The sequence below is a fragment of the Deltaproteobacteria bacterium GWC2_55_46 genome, assembly GCA_001595385.3.
Taxonomy (GTDB): domain Bacteria; phylum Desulfobacterota; class GWC2-55-46; order GWC2-55-46; family GWC2-55-46; genus UBA5799.
This window is the reverse complement of sequence record LVEI03000001.1, coordinates 58,361-72,393: the sequence shown is the minus strand read 5'-3', so window position 1 is coordinate 72,393 and position 14,033 is coordinate 58,361. Positions and strand designations below refer to the sequence as shown.

General features: G+C 56.2%; 15 protein-coding genes. All 15 read right to left on the bottom strand.

Going from position 1 to position 14,033, the window contains the following annotated elements; all coding sequences use genetic code 11:
* Positions 1-26 precede the first annotated feature (26 nt).
* The 15 genes from A2V21_300380 to A2V21_300310 all read right to left on the bottom strand — a co-directional run bounded on the left by A2V21_300380 (position 27) and on the right by A2V21_300310 (position 13,909).
* Positions 27-743 carry a hypothetical protein gene (locus A2V21_300380; GenBank protein OIJ72846.1) on the bottom strand — a complete coding sequence of 239 codons (717 nt, stop codon included), beginning with the start codon at positions 741-743 and terminating at the stop codon, positions 27-29.
* A gap of 36 nt (positions 744-779) precedes the next feature.
* A complete protein-coding gene (locus tag A2V21_300375) occupies positions 780-1,637 on the bottom strand; it encodes a flagellar synthesis regulator FleN (protein ID OIJ72845.1) in 858 nt (285 codons plus the stop codon).
* Positions 1,638-1,647: 10 nt separating this feature from the next.
* The gene (locus A2V21_300370) at positions 1,648-2,742 is read right to left on the bottom strand and encodes a flagellar biosynthesis protein FlhF (protein OIJ72844.1); all 1,095 of its coding nucleotides are present in this window, start codon (positions 2,740-2,742) and stop codon (positions 1,648-1,650) included.
* A 1-nt stretch (position 2,743) separates the two neighbouring features.
* Entirely contained in the window at positions 2,744-4,819 is a 2,076-nt protein-coding gene (locus A2V21_300365; protein ID OIJ72843.1) for a flagellar biosynthesis protein FlhA, read from the bottom strand.
* Positions 4,820-4,828: 9 nt separating this feature from the next.
* Positions 4,829-5,893: a flagellar biosynthesis protein FlhB gene (locus A2V21_300360; GenBank protein ID OIJ72842.1), complete on the bottom strand. Its 1,065-nt coding sequence runs from the start codon at positions 5,891-5,893 to the stop codon at positions 4,829-4,831.
* Positions 5,893-6,663: a flagellar biosynthetic protein FliR gene (locus A2V21_300355; GenBank protein ID OIJ72841.1), complete on the bottom strand. Its 771-nt coding sequence runs from the start codon at positions 6,661-6,663 to the stop codon at positions 5,893-5,895. Before A2V21_300355 ends, A2V21_300360 begins: the two co-directional genes overlap by 1 nt.
* Positions 6,664-6,933 carry an EscS/YscS/HrcS family type III secretion system export apparatus protein gene (locus tag A2V21_300350; protein OIJ72840.1) on the bottom strand — a complete coding sequence of 90 codons (270 nt, stop codon included), beginning with the start codon at positions 6,931-6,933 and terminating at the stop codon, positions 6,664-6,666. It lies immediately after the preceding gene.
* A gap of 11 nt (positions 6,934-6,944) precedes the next feature.
* Positions 6,945-7,712, bottom strand: coding sequence for a flagellar biosynthetic protein FliP (locus A2V21_300345; protein OIJ72839.1), 768 nt, complete (start codon positions 7,710-7,712; stop codon positions 6,945-6,947).
* A 9-nt stretch (positions 7,713-7,721) separates the two neighbouring features.
* A complete protein-coding gene (locus A2V21_300340; GenBank protein OIJ72838.1) occupies positions 7,722-8,072 on the bottom strand; it encodes a flagellar biosynthetic protein FliO in 351 nt (116 codons plus the stop codon).
* Positions 8,069-8,494, bottom strand: a complete 426-nt coding sequence (locus A2V21_300335; protein OIJ72837.1) for a flagellar motor switch protein FliN — start codon at positions 8,492-8,494, stop codon at positions 8,069-8,071. The genes A2V21_300340 and A2V21_300335 overlap by 4 nt, the downstream gene beginning before the upstream one ends.
* 3 nt (positions 8,495-8,497) lie before the next feature.
* Positions 8,498-9,490, bottom strand: coding sequence for a flagellar motor switch protein FliM (locus tag A2V21_300330; protein ID OIJ72836.1), 993 nt, complete (start codon positions 9,488-9,490; stop codon positions 8,498-8,500).
* A gap of 10 nt (positions 9,491-9,500) precedes the next feature.
* Entirely contained in the window at positions 9,501-9,995 is a 495-nt protein-coding gene (locus A2V21_300325; GenBank protein ID OIJ72835.1) for a hypothetical protein, read from the bottom strand.
* A 287-nt stretch (positions 9,996-10,282) separates the two neighbouring features.
* The gene (locus A2V21_300320; GenBank protein ID OIJ72834.1) at positions 10,283-11,941 is read right to left on the bottom strand and encodes a hypothetical protein; all 1,659 of its coding nucleotides are present in this window, start codon (positions 11,939-11,941) and stop codon (positions 10,283-10,285) included.
* Between the two features lie 30 nt (positions 11,942-11,971).
* Complete coding sequence (locus tag A2V21_300315) at positions 11,972-12,625, bottom strand: hypothetical protein (protein OIJ72833.1); 654 nt, start codon at positions 12,623-12,625, stop codon at positions 11,972-11,974.
* 27 nt (positions 12,626-12,652) lie between these two features.
* Positions 12,653-13,909, bottom strand: coding sequence for a hypothetical protein (locus A2V21_300310; protein ID OIJ72832.1), 1,257 nt, complete (start codon positions 13,907-13,909; stop codon positions 12,653-12,655).
* Between the last annotated feature and the right edge of the window lie 124 nt (positions 13,910-14,033).

Genomic DNA, 14,033 nt, shown 5'->3' with positions numbered 1-14,033 from the left:
TTTTCTGCGCGCGCCGCGAAAAGTCCTTAAAGTATTTTTTTGAGCCTTCCTTTTAGCCTGTGCATGGTCTGGCTGTGAAGCTGGCAGACCCTGGACTCGGTTATGTCAAGGATCTTGCCTATCTCCTTGAGCGTAAGCTCGTCATAGTAGTAAAGTGATATGATGAGCTTTTCCTTTTCAGGGAGCGCCTCTACCGCCTCGGCGACCTTCCTTTTGATCTCGTTGAACTTTACGACGGTCATCGGGTCAACGCCCTCCGGATCCTTTATGCACTCCAGGATGTCCATGCCGTCGTCATGGTTCATACCGAGGTCCTCGAGGTTCATGACGCTAAGAGCGCTTACCTGGCTCAGGATCTTGTTCAGGGCGTCGGTGGAGATATCCAGGAACTTGGCGACCTCCTCGGTCTCTGCCGGCCTCCCGGTCCGCTTCTCTATCTCGTCGTAGGCCTTCTCAAGCTGGTTCGACTTGTCCCTCATCGACCTGGTCATCCAGTCCATGCTCCGGAGCTCGTCCAGTATCGAGCCCCTGATCCTTATGGAGGCGTAGGTGTTGAACTGGACGCCCTTGCTTGTGTCGAACCTGTCTATCGACTCAAGGAGGCCTATCGTTCCGGCGCTTATGAGGTCGTTGACGTCGATATGAGGCGGGAGGTTCACGGCTACCTGGTAGGCGATTATCTTCACCAGGTGTATGTTCTCCTCAAGAAGCCTGTCTCTGTCTGGTCTCGCGATAGTTTGCATGTCCCACTTCCTCTTCTTAGGATTCGGATCCCGGTTTCAGATATTTCTCGTCAGGAACTGCTTCCAGAAAAACTGCATCCCGCCCTTGAGTCCATCCTGCGCGGGGGAAGCGCATAACTCCTTCGCTATGTCCTGATAGCACTGGCTCGCCTTCGATTCAGGATAAAGCTCCATTACGGCCTTCTGCCTGATTACAGACCTATGCACGTTCTCGTCGAGGAGCACGCAGCCGACGTACTCTACCGAGATACTCAGGAACCTTTCGGCGGCAAGGCTTATCTTCCTGTAGACCTCGATCCCTTCCTTTCTGTTCTTTACCTCGTTCACGAGGAGCTTGAACCTCCTCTCGCCGTGTTTGTGGAGGAGCACCTTCATGAGGGCATAGGCGTCTGTTATCGAGGTCGGCTCAGGAGTTACGACGACCATTATCTCCTGCGCCGCGACGTTGAAGAAAAGGACGTTGCTCGATATCCCGGCGCCCGTATCTATTATCATTATGTCGAATGCCTCTTCCAGCTCCTCAAGGTGAGAAGCGAGCGCAAGCCTCTCTTCCGCGGAAAGAGAGGTGAGCTCCTGGACCCCTGAGCTGGCCGGGAGTATGGATATCCCCTCCGGGCCGTCTACGAGCACTTCGCCTATGCTCTTCTCCCCGCGAAGGAGATGCCCCATGTTGTACCTGGGGGCAAGCCCCAGAAGGACGTCAAGGTTGCCGAGCCCGAGGTCCGCGTCAAGGAGAAGCACCTTTTTACCCATCCTCGAAAACGCTATGGCAAGGTTTATGACCGAGTTGGTCTTGCCAACCCCGCCCTTGCCGCTGCTGACCGATATGACCCTCGTCACTGGGACTTCTTGGTTCTCTTCGGCAAATCTTCTTAGTGTCACAGCCTGATCCATTCCCTTCTCCTTAATTCGGCATTATGAATTGCATGAGCCGTTCCCTTGAGGCTGCTTCTATGTCCTCCGGCACGCGCGCTCCCGTTGAAAGGTACGCGACAGGCTTCTTGGCCAGTACCATGGCATTCAATATAGGCCCGTGGACCGTGCCTTCGTCCAGCCTCGTGAACGTAAGCGAGTCGATGGGAAGCGCGCCGAACCCCTTTATGGCTTCGTAAAGGGCCTCGTCCCTTGTCTGCGAATTAAGCACCAGGTTGAACTTCACCTCAGGGGCCGCGGCTGACATGGCCTTGAGCTCGTTCATGCCGGATGAATCTCTCTGGCTCCTTCCGGCCGTGTCGATGAGGATAAGCTCCTTGTCATCATGATTTTTGATGCAGCCCCTGAGCTCGTTAAGGTCCCTGGCGACCTCCACAGGCACGCCCATGAGCTTGCCGTAGACCTTGAGCTGCTCGGCGGCCGCTATCCTGTATGTGTCCATCGTAATGAGAGCCGTCCGCCTCTTCTTCCTGAGCGCGTTCACCGCCGTAAGCTTTGCGATAGTCGTGGTCTTCCCGACGCCCGCGGCGCCTACAAAGGCGACAACACCTTTACCGGCGAGCGGGTCGGCGACAGCGATCCTTTCATAGACCTTCTTCCTTATGCACGACTTCAGGTAGACTATGTCAGCGGCCTTCTCCTTGGTCACGCCGCTTAAGGTGTTCATCAGTATCTTCCTGGCAAGGCGCCTGTCCACGCCGCCTGCCGCCAGGTTCTCCTCAAGCCTGTTGAAGATATCTGAGACCGGGCTCCCGGAGCTGGAGACCATCGCCATACAGAGCTTCTTAAGTTCCTTTAGCTCCTTGATCTCCTTCCTTAAGTCATCGACCTGGGGGGCAAGCGTCCCGGTATTCCTTTCCTGGACGGGAGCCGTTTGCCTGCTTCTTCTATCATCAAGGTCCAGGCTTATCGGATTTGTCAGGTCATAATCTATGGCTGCGACCACCTCATGCATCCCAGCCCCGAGCCGCTTGGTGCTCAGTATCAGGGCGTTCTCCCCGAACTCGGCCTTTACGTCCTTTATCGCTTCCCTGACTGAAGAGGCTGTAAACCGTTTGATCCGCATGCTATAACCTCACCACCTTTAGTGTCTGTACCCGTGCGTTACTTGATATCTCATTGTGAGAAAGGATGGTCACCGCCGGAAAGACCCTCTCGGTGAGCCTCCTGACGAACCTTCTCGTCTGGTGCGAAACAAGGAGCACTGGCTGGTGCCCCTTTGACATTGCCTCCTCAAGCCCCTCCTTGACCTTCCCGAGTATCCTCTGCGCGAGCCCGGGCTCGATCGTCAAGAAGGAGCCCTGGGGGGTCTCGTGCACGGATTTCACTATCGCGTCCTCGATATCGTTGCTCAAGGCTATCGCCTGGATAGTGTAGTCAGATGAGATGTGGCTCTTGGTTATCTGCCTCGCGAGCCCCATCCTCACGTACTCTGTGAGGAGGTCTGTATCTTTAGTGATCGACGCGTAATCGGCAAGGGTCTCCAGTATGGTCTGCAGGTCCCTTATAGAGACCCTCTCCTTCAAGAGGTTCTGCAGGACCTTCTGCACGCCTCCGAGGCTCAGCATGCCCGGGACAAGCTCTTCGACCACCTTGGGATGGGTCTTCGCCACCCTGTCGATAAGCACCTGAACCTCCTGGCGGCCAAGTATCTCGTTGGCGTGGCCCCTTATGACCTCTGTAACGTGCGTGGCTATTACAGCGGAATGGTTCACGACCGTGTAGCCCATGAGCTGCGCCTTTTCAAGCTGCGCGTCAGGCACCCAGATCGACGGCAGGCCGAAGGCCGGGTCGGTGGTAGGCACGCCGTCGAGACCCGGCTGTGCGTTACCCGGGTCTATAGCGAGGGAATGGCCAGCAAGGAGCTCGCCCCTCGCGACCTCTACGCCCTTGACGAGGAAGAGGTACTCAGCGGGCTTAAGCTGCAGGTTGTCCTTTATATGGACAGCCGGCACCATGATGCCCATCTCCTCGGCGAACTGCCTCCTTATGGCCTTCACCCTCTCAAGGAGCTCTCCACCCTCGGAGGAATCGACAAGCGGGATGAGCCTGTAGCCGACCTCGAGGCTCAAGGTATCTATAAGCGGTACCTCGTCCACCGCCTCTTTCTTCGCGGCGGGCCTGGCAGCGGCCTTCTCCTGTTCGAGCTCCTCGGCCTTTCTGTCCTCGGCGGTCTTGTAGACGATGTAGCCCACCGCGCCTGTCACGATCGAGAACGTGAGGAAGGCTATGTGCGGCAGTCCGGGTATGAGACCGAAGACGAAGAGTATGGCGGAGGCGATGAGCAAAGGCTTGGGAGAAAACAGGAACTGCTTTCCGATGCTGTCGCTTAAGCCAGCCTCCGAGTTGACGTTCGATACGACGATACCGGCAGCGGTAGAGATGATGAGCGCGGGTATCTGGGCTACAAGCCCGTCGCCGACGGTAAGGAGCGTATAGACCTTGGCGGCTTCGCCTACCGGAAGGCCCTGCTGGGCTACACCGATGATGAGGCCGCCGACTATATTTATCACCGTGATGAGGATGCCGGCCACGGCGTCTCCCCTTACGAATTTGCTTGCGCCGTCCATGGCCCCGTAGAAGTCGGCTTCGAGCGAGACTTCCTTCCTCCTCCGCCTGGCCTCGTCGTCACCTATGAGGCCCGCGTTCAGGTCGGCGTCTATCGCCATCTGCTTGCCGGGCATCGCGTCGAGCGTAAACCTCGCGGCCACCTCGGCTATGCGCCCGGCGCCCTTTGTGATGACGACGAAGTTGATGATGACGAGTATGGCGAAGACTATGAAGCCGACGGCGTAATTGCCGCCGACGACGAAGTTACCGAAGGATTTTATGACCTGGCCCGCGGCCTCCGGGCCGTCAGCCCCGTGGAGGAGGATGATCCTCGTGGACGCGACGTTGAGCGAGAGCCTGAAGAGCGTCGTGACAAGAAGCAGTACCGGGAAGGTCGAAAAATCAAGCGGCTTTTTTACGTAGACCGCCACAAGCAGTATTATTATCGCCGCCGTTATGTTGAAGGTAAGGAAAAGGTCGAGGGCCAGTGGCGGCACCGGAAGGATCATCACGAAGATGATGCCCACGATGCCCAGCGGCAGCATGAGGTCCGCCCTTTTTTTCCAGTTAGCTGTGTCTGTCAGTCCAGCCATGGCCACTCCTTATCTCCTCGCCTTCGATTTCAGTCTGTAGACGTACGCGAGCACCTCGGCAACGGCCTTGTACATGCTCGCCGGTATCTCCATCCCTATCTTCACGCTCTTAAAGAGGCCTCTGGCGAGGGGCTTGTTCTCAAGGACCGGCACGCCGTGCTTTTTCGCGATCTCCCTGATCTTCTCGGCTACAAGGCCCGCGCCCTTTGCCACCACCACCGGCGCGTTCCCCTTTGTCCTGTCATATTTAAGGGCGACAGCCAGGTGGGTCGGGTTGGTGAGGATGACGTCCGCCTTTGGCACGTCCTGCATCATCCTCTTCCTGGCCATATCCCTCTGCAAGGACCTGATCCTGGCCTTGACAACCGGGTCTCCCTCGGTATCCTTGTGCTCTTCCCTGATCTCTTCCCTGGTCATCCTCAAGCCCTTCTCGAAGTGCCACCTCTGGAAGGCGTAATCTATGACCGCTATGGCCGCGATGACCCATACGGTCCTGAGCATTATCTTGAAGGTGGTCTGTCCTACGTACAGGACGGACGGCGCGGCGTCCATGTCGATGAGCATGGGCATCGTCTGCCATTCCTGCTTTACGCAGGAGTAGACGACGTAAGAGAGAACGCTCACTTTGAGGACCGATTTCACAAGCTCGGCGAGCGAGTTTATGGAGAAGAACTTTTTGATCCCGGCAAGCGGATTGATCTTGTTGAAGTCAGGCGCGAGCGGCTTTGACGTGAGGTTGAAGCCGGTCTGGAGGACGTAGGACAGCGCTCCGAGGAACGGTATCGCCAGGGCCGGCGCTATTATCACGAGGAAGCTCCATGAGAGGTCCTTGAATATCGTGTCGAGCTCCTTTATGCCGAGCTCGCCCTTGAAGACATGGAAGTACTTCCTCATGACATCGGCCACACCTGAGTACATCCAGGTCGAGGAGAAGTAGAGGACCGCCACCCCGCCGGCGACCATGAAAAGCGTGCTTACCTCTCGCGATGTGGGGAAATTGCCTTCCTCGCGCGCCTGTTCGCGCCTTCGCGATGTAGCTTGTTCTGTGCGTTCCTGGCCCTGTTCCTCAGCCATTACATCACCCTCATGAGGTTAAAGACACCCTGCCACATCTGGTCGAAGACCGCGGTAACCGCCGTCTCGAAGACCGGCAATGACATGGCTATCATCAGAAAACCGACGAATATCGTTATCGCGAAACCTATGACGAACATGTTTATCTGCGGGACTGTGCGCGCCATTATGCCGAGGGCCACGTTCACGAATATCAATATGGCCACCACCGGCGCGGAGAACTTGAAGGCAAGGACGAATATCTCCCGCGAGAAGGCCAGGAAGCCATCCATAAGCTCGCCTGAAAAATTAAAGCCGTACGGGGGGATCGCGTCAAAGCTCTTCTTAAGGGCCATTATGACCATCAGGTGTCCGTTTACGCTGAGGAATATGAGGAGCGTGAGTATGCTGAGGAATTTTCCAAGGACCGTTACTTGCGAGCCGTGTAGCGGGTCGTAGACGGTCGCCATGCCGATGCCCATCTGGAAACCGGCGACCTGCCCGGCGAACTCTATGCCGCTCAGGACGAACCTGATGGCAAGTCCAATGGTTATTCCGATAAGGACCTCGCCCCCGACAGACGCGGCCAGTGCAAAGGCCGACTGGGGCAAGGGGACCTGAGGCGTAAGCGGCGTAAGCAGGACCGCTATCAGCATGGTGAGGCCGAGCTTTATCTGCATCGGCACGTTTACCGCGCCGAATATCGGCGCTGCCATGAGGATCGACCCGGTCCTGACGAGCACGAAAAGGAAGGTCGAGTAATTAGCCAATATGTACTGTGCTATGTCCATTTACCTTATGTAGTTGGGTATGTTGGTGAATATATCGCTCGTGAACTTGAGCATCACTTCCATCATCCATGGTGCCAGCGCTATAAGCGCGATGAAGACCGCGATGAGCTTCGGCACGAAAGAAAGCGTCATCTCCTGTATCTGTGTGACAGCCTGGAGTATGCTTATCACCAGTCCGACGGCCATGCCTACTAACAGTATCGGGGCCGAGACCATGATAACCACCTCTACGGTTTCCCGGCCTATGCTTGTCACAAATTCAGGGGTCATTGGCGCGTCTCCTATCCGAAGCTCTGCACGAGAGAGCCGACCAGCAGGTACCAGCCGTCCACAAGCACGAAGAGCATCAGCTTAAAGGGCATCGACACCATGACCGGCGGCAGCATCATCATGCCCATCGACATGAGGACGCTGGCGACGACCATGTCTATTACGAGGAACGGCAGGTAGATGAGAAAGCCTATCTGGAAGGCCGTCTTCAGCTCGCTTGTGACGAACGCCGGTATAAGGGCGAGCGTCGGTATCTCTTCCTTCGTTTTCGGGGTCTCGGCCTTTGAAAGCCTCAGGAAAAGCTCCATATCCTTTTCCCTGGTGTTCTTGAGCATGAAATCGCGAAGAGGCTTTATCGCCCCGGTGAAGGCGGCCTCCTGGGAGATCGTCCCCTGCATGTACGGCTTGAGCGCTGTCTCGTTTATATTGGTGAGCGCCGGCGACATTATGAAAAAAGTAAGGAAGAGGGCGAGCCCTACAAGCACCTGGTTCGGAGGGGCCTGCTGGACGCCAAGTGCCTGCCTCAGAAGAGAGAATACGACTATAAGCCTCGTGAAAGACGTCATCATCAATAATATGGCAGGGGCGAGTGTCAAGACCGTAAGAAGCAATATTATCTGTATCGCCGTGGCAAGCCCCTGAGGTGAGTTTGCGCCGCCAAGCGTGAGACTTACGTTCGGAAGGCCAACCGGGCCAACCTGGTCAGCCGCAAAGACCGCGCCAGAGGAGGCGACGAGTGAGAGGGCTATAGATAATAATATCAGCGCCGTTCTTTTCATCAGAACCACCTAAAGGCCCCCCTGAAGGATGCTTAAAAAAGGCCTGCGTTTCGAGTCCTTGAGCTTCCTGAGCTCCTCTACAGCTTCTGTCCCTTCGACCCTTGAAAGGAAGGTTATCGACGTCGGGGTAAGCCCGAGGACGAGCATCTCTCCCGCAACCTCTACAACGGCTATGTTCTTCTTCGGGCCGAGAAACGACGTGGCAACGACCCTTATCGGGTCGGCGGCAGCTCCGTTTTTGCCCTTTGCCTGCCCCTTCATAAAACGCTTGAGGGCGTAGAGGGCCACCCCGAGGAGGCCGAGGATGAAAACGAGCGTCAGGATCGATTTTACGAGAAGATACATGTAAGAGTCGTTCATTTCAGCCTGTTCAGCCTTTCGCTCTGGCTCACGATGTCCGTAAGCTTCACTCCGAACTTGTCATTTACCACCACGGCCTCGCCCCTCGCGATGAGCCTGCCGTTAACGAGTATCTCCATCGGCTCTCCAGCCAGCTTTTCAAGCTCGACCACCGCCCCCTGTCCCAGCTGGAGGAGGTCCTTCACGAGCATCCTCGTCCTGCCTATCTCAACCGCGACTGTAAGAGGTATGTCCAGGAGCATTTCCATGTTCGTGATGCTCCCGTTGTTTTCATGCTTGAGATTTCCGAAGCTCGCCGGCCTCGCCTCGACCTCGTTCTTTTTAGGCTGCGGCGCCGGCTGCGCCTGCTTTGCCTCCTCGAAGGCAGTGCTCCACTGGTCGTCCATCGCGCCGTTCGTAGTCCCCTGCTCGTTCTCGCTCATCACCTAACTCCTTTCTCCATTGGATGATTCCATCATCTTGAGGGCGTAATTGTTGTCCATGACGCCTGGTCTTGCCAGGAACTTAGGCAGATCCTCCACGTGTACGTCCAGCAGGTCCTTTACCTTCCTGTCCAGCTGTATCACGTCCCCCGCCTTGAGGCTCAGAAGGTCCGTTATGCTTATCTCCGCCCTCCCTATCTCGCCGGAAAGCGCGAGAGTAACGCCTGCGAACTGCGACTTGAGGTTCTCCGTCCATTTCACGTCTACCTCTGAGCTGTCTATCCTGTGCGAGCCGAGGAGCTTGTCTTTTATCGGCTCGAGCGTGGAATAGGGTATGCAGATGAAGAAGTTGCCGGAGATCGCCTCTATCTCCATCCTGAAGGTCGAGACCATGACGTGCTCAGAGGGTGCGACGATATTCACGAACTGCGGGTTCATCTCAGACCTGAGCGGCTTGAACTCCACCGGGTGTACCGCCTTCCAGACAGCGCACATCTCGTGGAATATGACCTCCACTATCTTTTTCACGACCGCCTGCTCGACGTTGGTGAAGTCCCTGCCCTCGATCCTGTTATGGAACCTTCCGTCGCCGCCGAAGTAGCTGTCCACTATGAGAAAGACAAGGCTCGGGTCGATGCTTAAAACGCCCTGCCCCCTGAACGGCATGAGCTGGAAGACGTTCAGGCTCGACGGCACCTGCAAATTTCTCAGGAACTCCTCGTATTTGAGGGTCTTGGTGCTATCCGGGCTTATGTCCACGGTCTTTCTCATCACGTTAAATAGCGGTATCCTCGCAGCCCTGCTGAACTTCTCGTTTATCATCTCAAGGGCCGGGAGCTTGCCGCGTATGACCTTCTCCTGATTGGCGAAGTCATAGGAACGGACATCTCCGGTCTCACCTTCCTCCTGCCTTTCAGCCTCGGTCTTTATATCGCCGTTTGAAAGGCCCCTTAAGAGCGCGTCTACCTCTACCTGTGTAAGTATCTGCTCTGCCATGTCGGTCCCTTTACTGGATCACGAATTCAGTAAAATAGGCGGTCTTTACCTTATCCTTGGCCAGGTACTGGTTGACCCTGGCCACTATCTCGTCCCTCATCTGGTACTTGCCTTCTACAGTGCCTATATCCGTATAGCTCTTGCTGCTCAAGAGTATGATGAGAGAGTCCCTTATCTGAGTTGCAAGGCCCGTAAGCTCGACGGTCGATGAACCGGGAGGAAGCTCAAGGTTCACGGTGAGCTTAAGGTACCTTGTGCCGGAGTTGTCCTGGAGGTTCACGATGAAAGGCTCGAGGGCGAAGATACTCGCCTTTGAGTCCCCGTTTTCACCGCCATGCGAGGACTCTTTTGCGCCGTGCTCTCCGGCGTTACCAGACTTTCCGTTGAGGAAAAGATAGGCCCCCGCGCCCAACCCTAAGACGGCAACGGCTATTATGGCGATGAGAAGGCCCTTTCCCTTCTTCGGAGGGTGTGCTACCTCTTCCTTCTTCTCTTCTGCGCTCATCTGAGCCTCCTAAGTATTCTTTCCGGTCTCTCCGGCCATCTTCAGACTTGTGAATGCCTACTGATTTTGCAATACCCGTGCCAGTCCCCGGCAAGGCCATACTGACCTGCCAAGTACCTTGATTTAAAAGTAAAATAATATGACGCGAATAGCCTTAAAAGTGGTGGCAGCACGTCCCGTCAAAGGATTGGATGCAGGCGCGTCAGAAATATGACTTCAGCCCTTCAAAAAAACAAAAAAAAGGGGCGATGGCCAAAGCCATCGCCCCTTTGCTGCACTTGGCCTCTTTAACGCTTGAGGTTCACAAGCTCGGCGAGGAGCTCATCTGTGGTGGTTATTATCTTTGAGTTGGCCTGAAAGCCCCTCTGGGCCGAGATCATGTTTACGAACTCCCTCGCGAGGTCGACGTTGGAAAGCTCCAGGGTGCTCGATTGTACCAGGCCGAGGCCAGAGCTACCGGGGGCGCCTATAAGGGACTGCCCTGAGTCGTATGTCTCGGAATAGAGGTTCATGCCCTCACTCGACAGGTTCGTCGGGCTGGCGAAGTCGGCCAGGAGCACCTGCCCGAGTGTTAAGTCCCTGCCGTTGGTGAAGATGCCGCTTATTATGCCGTTCTGGTCGATACTTATCCTCTGTAGGTTGCCGGATGAGTAGCCGTCCTGTGTTAACGTCGAAACGCCCGAGGCTGTGCCGTACTGTGTGGTGGCGTCTACACCAGTGCCCCCCTGTGTTATGCTGGTGCCGAAGTCGAAGGTGATGTTCTGCCCCTGCCCGGCGCCGCCAGTAAAGTTAAAGCCGCCGGTCGGGTATGTAGTGGCGCTCTCGGAATATAGGGCGCCGGAGCTATTGAATGTCACATTGCCCTGGGCCTGCACCTCGGTATTGCCGCTCGTTGACTCCGAGGCGTCTGCCACAGCGAACCACTCCCAGGTGTTTCCAGTGGCGCCCAATGAATCCTTCCTGAAGTAGAGGGAAACGACATGGTCGTTGCCGAGGGAATCGTATACCGTTACCGGCACCGAGAAGTTCGAGGTGTCTCCGGCGTTATCGAGGTCAAACTCACCGGCTGCGGAAGAACCTGTGTCGCTCGACCCCGCCGCGAGGACGCCTGAGCTTGCTGAAAAGCCGAGGAGCGAGGCGGAGGTCGAAGCGGCGTTGCCCCAGTCAAGGACAAGACTGCCGGAATTGCTTGAGTCATTTGTAACGCTAAAGAGCCCGGTCTGGTCGTCGAATGTCACGGTGTATGTCTCCCCGCTCGCCCCGACAGACTGTAGTGAGGTCTTTATCGCGCCGGCTACCTCTGCCCCGGTTGCCGCGCCACCTGATGAAAGGCCGCCGTCATTAACGAGGCTCGCGGTGAGCCAGGTAGTGCCGCCGTCGATACTGAAGCGTATATCGTCGTTGGCGCCCGAGTCGAAGACGAAGCCGGAGACCGGGGCGTTGGAGTTCAAGTTGGCGTTAAGTACGGCGTTAGTCGTAGGGTTAGGGCTTATTATCTTTGTGGTAAGCTGAAGGTTCGTGACCGTATTCTGAAGCGACCCGGCGCTGTTAGCCATATACCCCTGGAGCCTCAGGCCCTCCGGGTTTGTTATGAACCCGTCCTTGTCTGTGGAGAACTGCCCGGCCCTGGTATAGTACCTGGACCCGAGCACAGGATCGCCTACCATGTAGAAGCCGCTGCCGTTGACGGCCAGGTCGAGCGCGTTGCCGGTGCTCTCGAAGGCGCCCTGGCTGAATTGCTTCTGTATGCTGCTCATCTGTACACCGAGGCCGATCTGGTTCGTGCCGGAGCCGCCAGAAAGCGTCTGGCTGAGGACATCTCCGAAGGTGACCCTGCTTCCCTTGAAGCCGATGGTATTAACGTTTGAGATATTGTTGCCTATGACCGAGAGGTTCGACATGTTGGCGTTAAGGCCGCTTATTCCGGTATAAAGAGCTGACTGCATTATGTTCCTCCTTCTTTGGATGTCTTAAGTTTAATAGATCTCTTTTATGCCGTCCCTTTTGACGGCCGTCCCGTTGACGTATATACTCGAGCTTCCTTCTTCCATCCCTACCCCGGTCACATAGCCGAGGATATATTTCTCAGCGCCCATGGGAGCCCCGTCAGCCCCCTTAGCGTTCACGGAGAACCCGTACTTGCCGGCAGGCAGAGCCAACCCCCTGCCGTCCTTGCCGTCCCAGGCGGCCTCGTTATCCCCCGCGCCCCTGGCCCCGAGCTCTATCGTCCTCACCGGCAGGCCTGAGGCGTCGGTTATCGTGAGGCTCACAGACTCGGCGGACCCTCCAAGCGAGAAGCCAACGACCTGCTCATTCGTGCCGTCGAAGTCAAATTTGCTTGTCTCAGCCTTTACGACCCTGCCGATGAGGCTGGCGGAGCCAAAGTCCTGGAGGCTCGTGACGCTATTGGCCATCCCGGTCATGGTAGAGTTGATGTTCTGCAGCCCCTCGAGAGAGCTGAACTGGGCGAGCTGAGCCACAAAATCGGTGTTGTCCATCGGGTTCAACGGGTCCTGGTTCTCAAGCTGCGTGACCAGGAGCTTCAAAAACGCGTCCTTGCCCATCGCATCTTCGGCTTCTGGCTTGTATGATGATGCCCCTGAACCGTATACACCTACGCCTTCTATCATCACTTTCTCCTTTCCAAAAAAGGGCCGTTAAGCAAAGATGTCTATTCGACCGCTTGACGCGTCCCGTCTGTATGAAGGCAACTCTTCCTCCTCAAATCTTCTGCCGCGCCCTTCGCCGTCCCTGTCCTGCCAGCCACCGTTCAACTGTTCTTTCATGCCGCCCTGATCTTGAGAGATGCCCTGAGCGCTCCTGCTAATTCCGATCACGCATTCTTTCAGGTTTAGCCCGTTGGCGCCGAGCGCCTCCTTAAGGACCGAGGCGTCCGTCTCTATCGCGCGCTTCACTTCAAGATTATCGGCGAGTATCTCTGCGACCACGTCGTCGTTTACAATGTTAAGCTTTATTACAAGCTCGCCGAGGTTCTCCGGGTTGAGCCTCATCCTCACCTCGCCGCCGCCGTTCTGCACCGAGATGCGTATGCCGGCGTTGAGCTTCTCCTTAAGCTCTTCGAATGAGTCAACAGCGGCAGCCGGCGATGTCCTGGCCGGCATATCGACAAGCTCCTTGAAGCCGTTGCCTGCGTGTATTGTAGCGGAATGCCGGTCGCCGCCCGTGGTTTCGTTATTTCTCTGCCCTTGAGCGCCCTCCCGGCCGTTCCACTGCGCGTTAGCGTCCTGGCCTTCGGTATTTTCAACAGATGTCAGGCCGCCTGGGTCACCAGAGCTATCCTCTGCTTTCGCTCCATTTGATTCTGTCCTCACAGTCTCTACAGCCTTAAGCTCTTCACGCCCCTGAAACTCGCCCTTGCTTGCGTCTAACGGCTGAGTGTTGGTCGCCGCAGCCTGAGGCATTACTTCATCAAGGAAATCTTCAGGAGACTGCTGAGCGTCCACGCCAATTCCAGAGGGTATCTGCGCTTCAACGCCCTCGATCAGCCCCTTTACTTCGCCATTAAATGCTGGACCGATTGTCAGAGGCTGAGCTGCCCCTTTCTGTACCGGCCCGGTTATTTGACCTTCGGCGCTACCATCGCCTGATGGCGTTGCCGTTAGTGCGCCCGCAGAAAACGTAAAAGCCGCCGGGGATACCCCCGGGACGGAAACGGCGTCATTGACCTCAGCCAAAGAAGCCTTCGCCGCATCTTCCCCTGCGTTGGCTCCTGTGTCAGCCTCAGGAGAGTCTTCCACGATATCGGCCTCCTCCCTGGCAGAGGTGTCCGCCACATCGGTAGCCCTGGAAAGACCATCGAGGAGCGTTGAGAACTCGTTGTCAGCGCCTTTCCCGCTATCTTCGGCCTTAAAGCCGCCTGACAAATCGTTTGATGAAATCGATGAGACTATCATTATCCGCCCCTCACACGTTTCTTTCGTGAGTATGTTAATAGCAACAGGCGTGCCAACTTGGATTAAGAATGAAAAACAGCGGATATTCGGTGAGTTATAAAGGAAAGGCTAAAACTCTTCTTTT

Excerpts from the sequence above, each read along its gene's own strand:
- A2V21_300380 (OIJ72846.1), bottom strand. The coding sequence starts at position 743 with ATGCAAACTATCGCGAGACCAGACAGAGACAGGCTTCTTGAGGAGAAC.
- A2V21_300375 (OIJ72845.1), bottom strand. The coding sequence starts at position 1,637 with ATGGATCAGGCTGTGACACTAAGAAGATTTGCCGAAGAGAACCAAGAA.
- A2V21_300370 (OIJ72844.1), bottom strand. The coding sequence starts at position 2,742 with ATGCGGATCAAACGGTTTACAGCCTCTTCAGTCAGGGAAGCGATAAAG.
- A2V21_300365 (OIJ72843.1), bottom strand. The coding sequence starts at position 4,819 with ATGGCTGGACTGACAGACACAGCTAACTGGAAAAAAAGGGCGGACCTC.
- A2V21_300360 (OIJ72842.1), bottom strand. The coding sequence starts at position 5,893 with ATGGCTGAGGAACAGGGCCAGGAACGCACAGAACAAGCTACATCGCGA.
- A2V21_300355 (OIJ72841.1), bottom strand. The coding sequence starts at position 6,663 with ATGGACATAGCACAGTACATATTGGCTAATTACTCGACCTTCCTTTTC.
- A2V21_300350 (OIJ72840.1), bottom strand. The coding sequence starts at position 6,933 with ATGACCCCTGAATTTGTGACAAGCATAGGCCGGGAAACCGTAGAGGTG.
- A2V21_300345 (OIJ72839.1), bottom strand. The coding sequence starts at position 7,712 with ATGAAAAGAACGGCGCTGATATTATTATCTATAGCCCTCTCACTCGTC.
- A2V21_300340 (OIJ72838.1), bottom strand. The coding sequence starts at position 8,072 with ATGAACGACTCTTACATGTATCTTCTCGTAAAATCGATCCTGACGCTC.
- A2V21_300335 (OIJ72837.1), bottom strand. The coding sequence starts at position 8,494 with ATGAGCGAGAACGAGCAGGGGACTACGAACGGCGCGATGGACGACCAG.
- A2V21_300330 (OIJ72836.1), bottom strand. The coding sequence starts at position 9,490 with ATGGCAGAGCAGATACTTACACAGGTAGAGGTAGACGCGCTCTTAAGG.
- A2V21_300325 (OIJ72835.1), bottom strand. The coding sequence starts at position 9,995 with ATGAGCGCAGAAGAGAAGAAGGAAGAGGTAGCACACCCTCCGAAGAAG.
- A2V21_300320 (OIJ72834.1), bottom strand. The coding sequence starts at position 11,941 with ATGCAGTCAGCTCTTTATACCGGAATAAGCGGCCTTAACGCCAACATG.
- A2V21_300315 (OIJ72833.1), bottom strand. The coding sequence starts at position 12,625 with ATGATAGAAGGCGTAGGTGTATACGGTTCAGGGGCATCATCATACAAG.
- A2V21_300310 (OIJ72832.1), bottom strand. The coding sequence starts at position 13,909 with ATGATAGTCTCATCGATTTCATCAAACGATTTGTCAGGCGGCTTTAAG.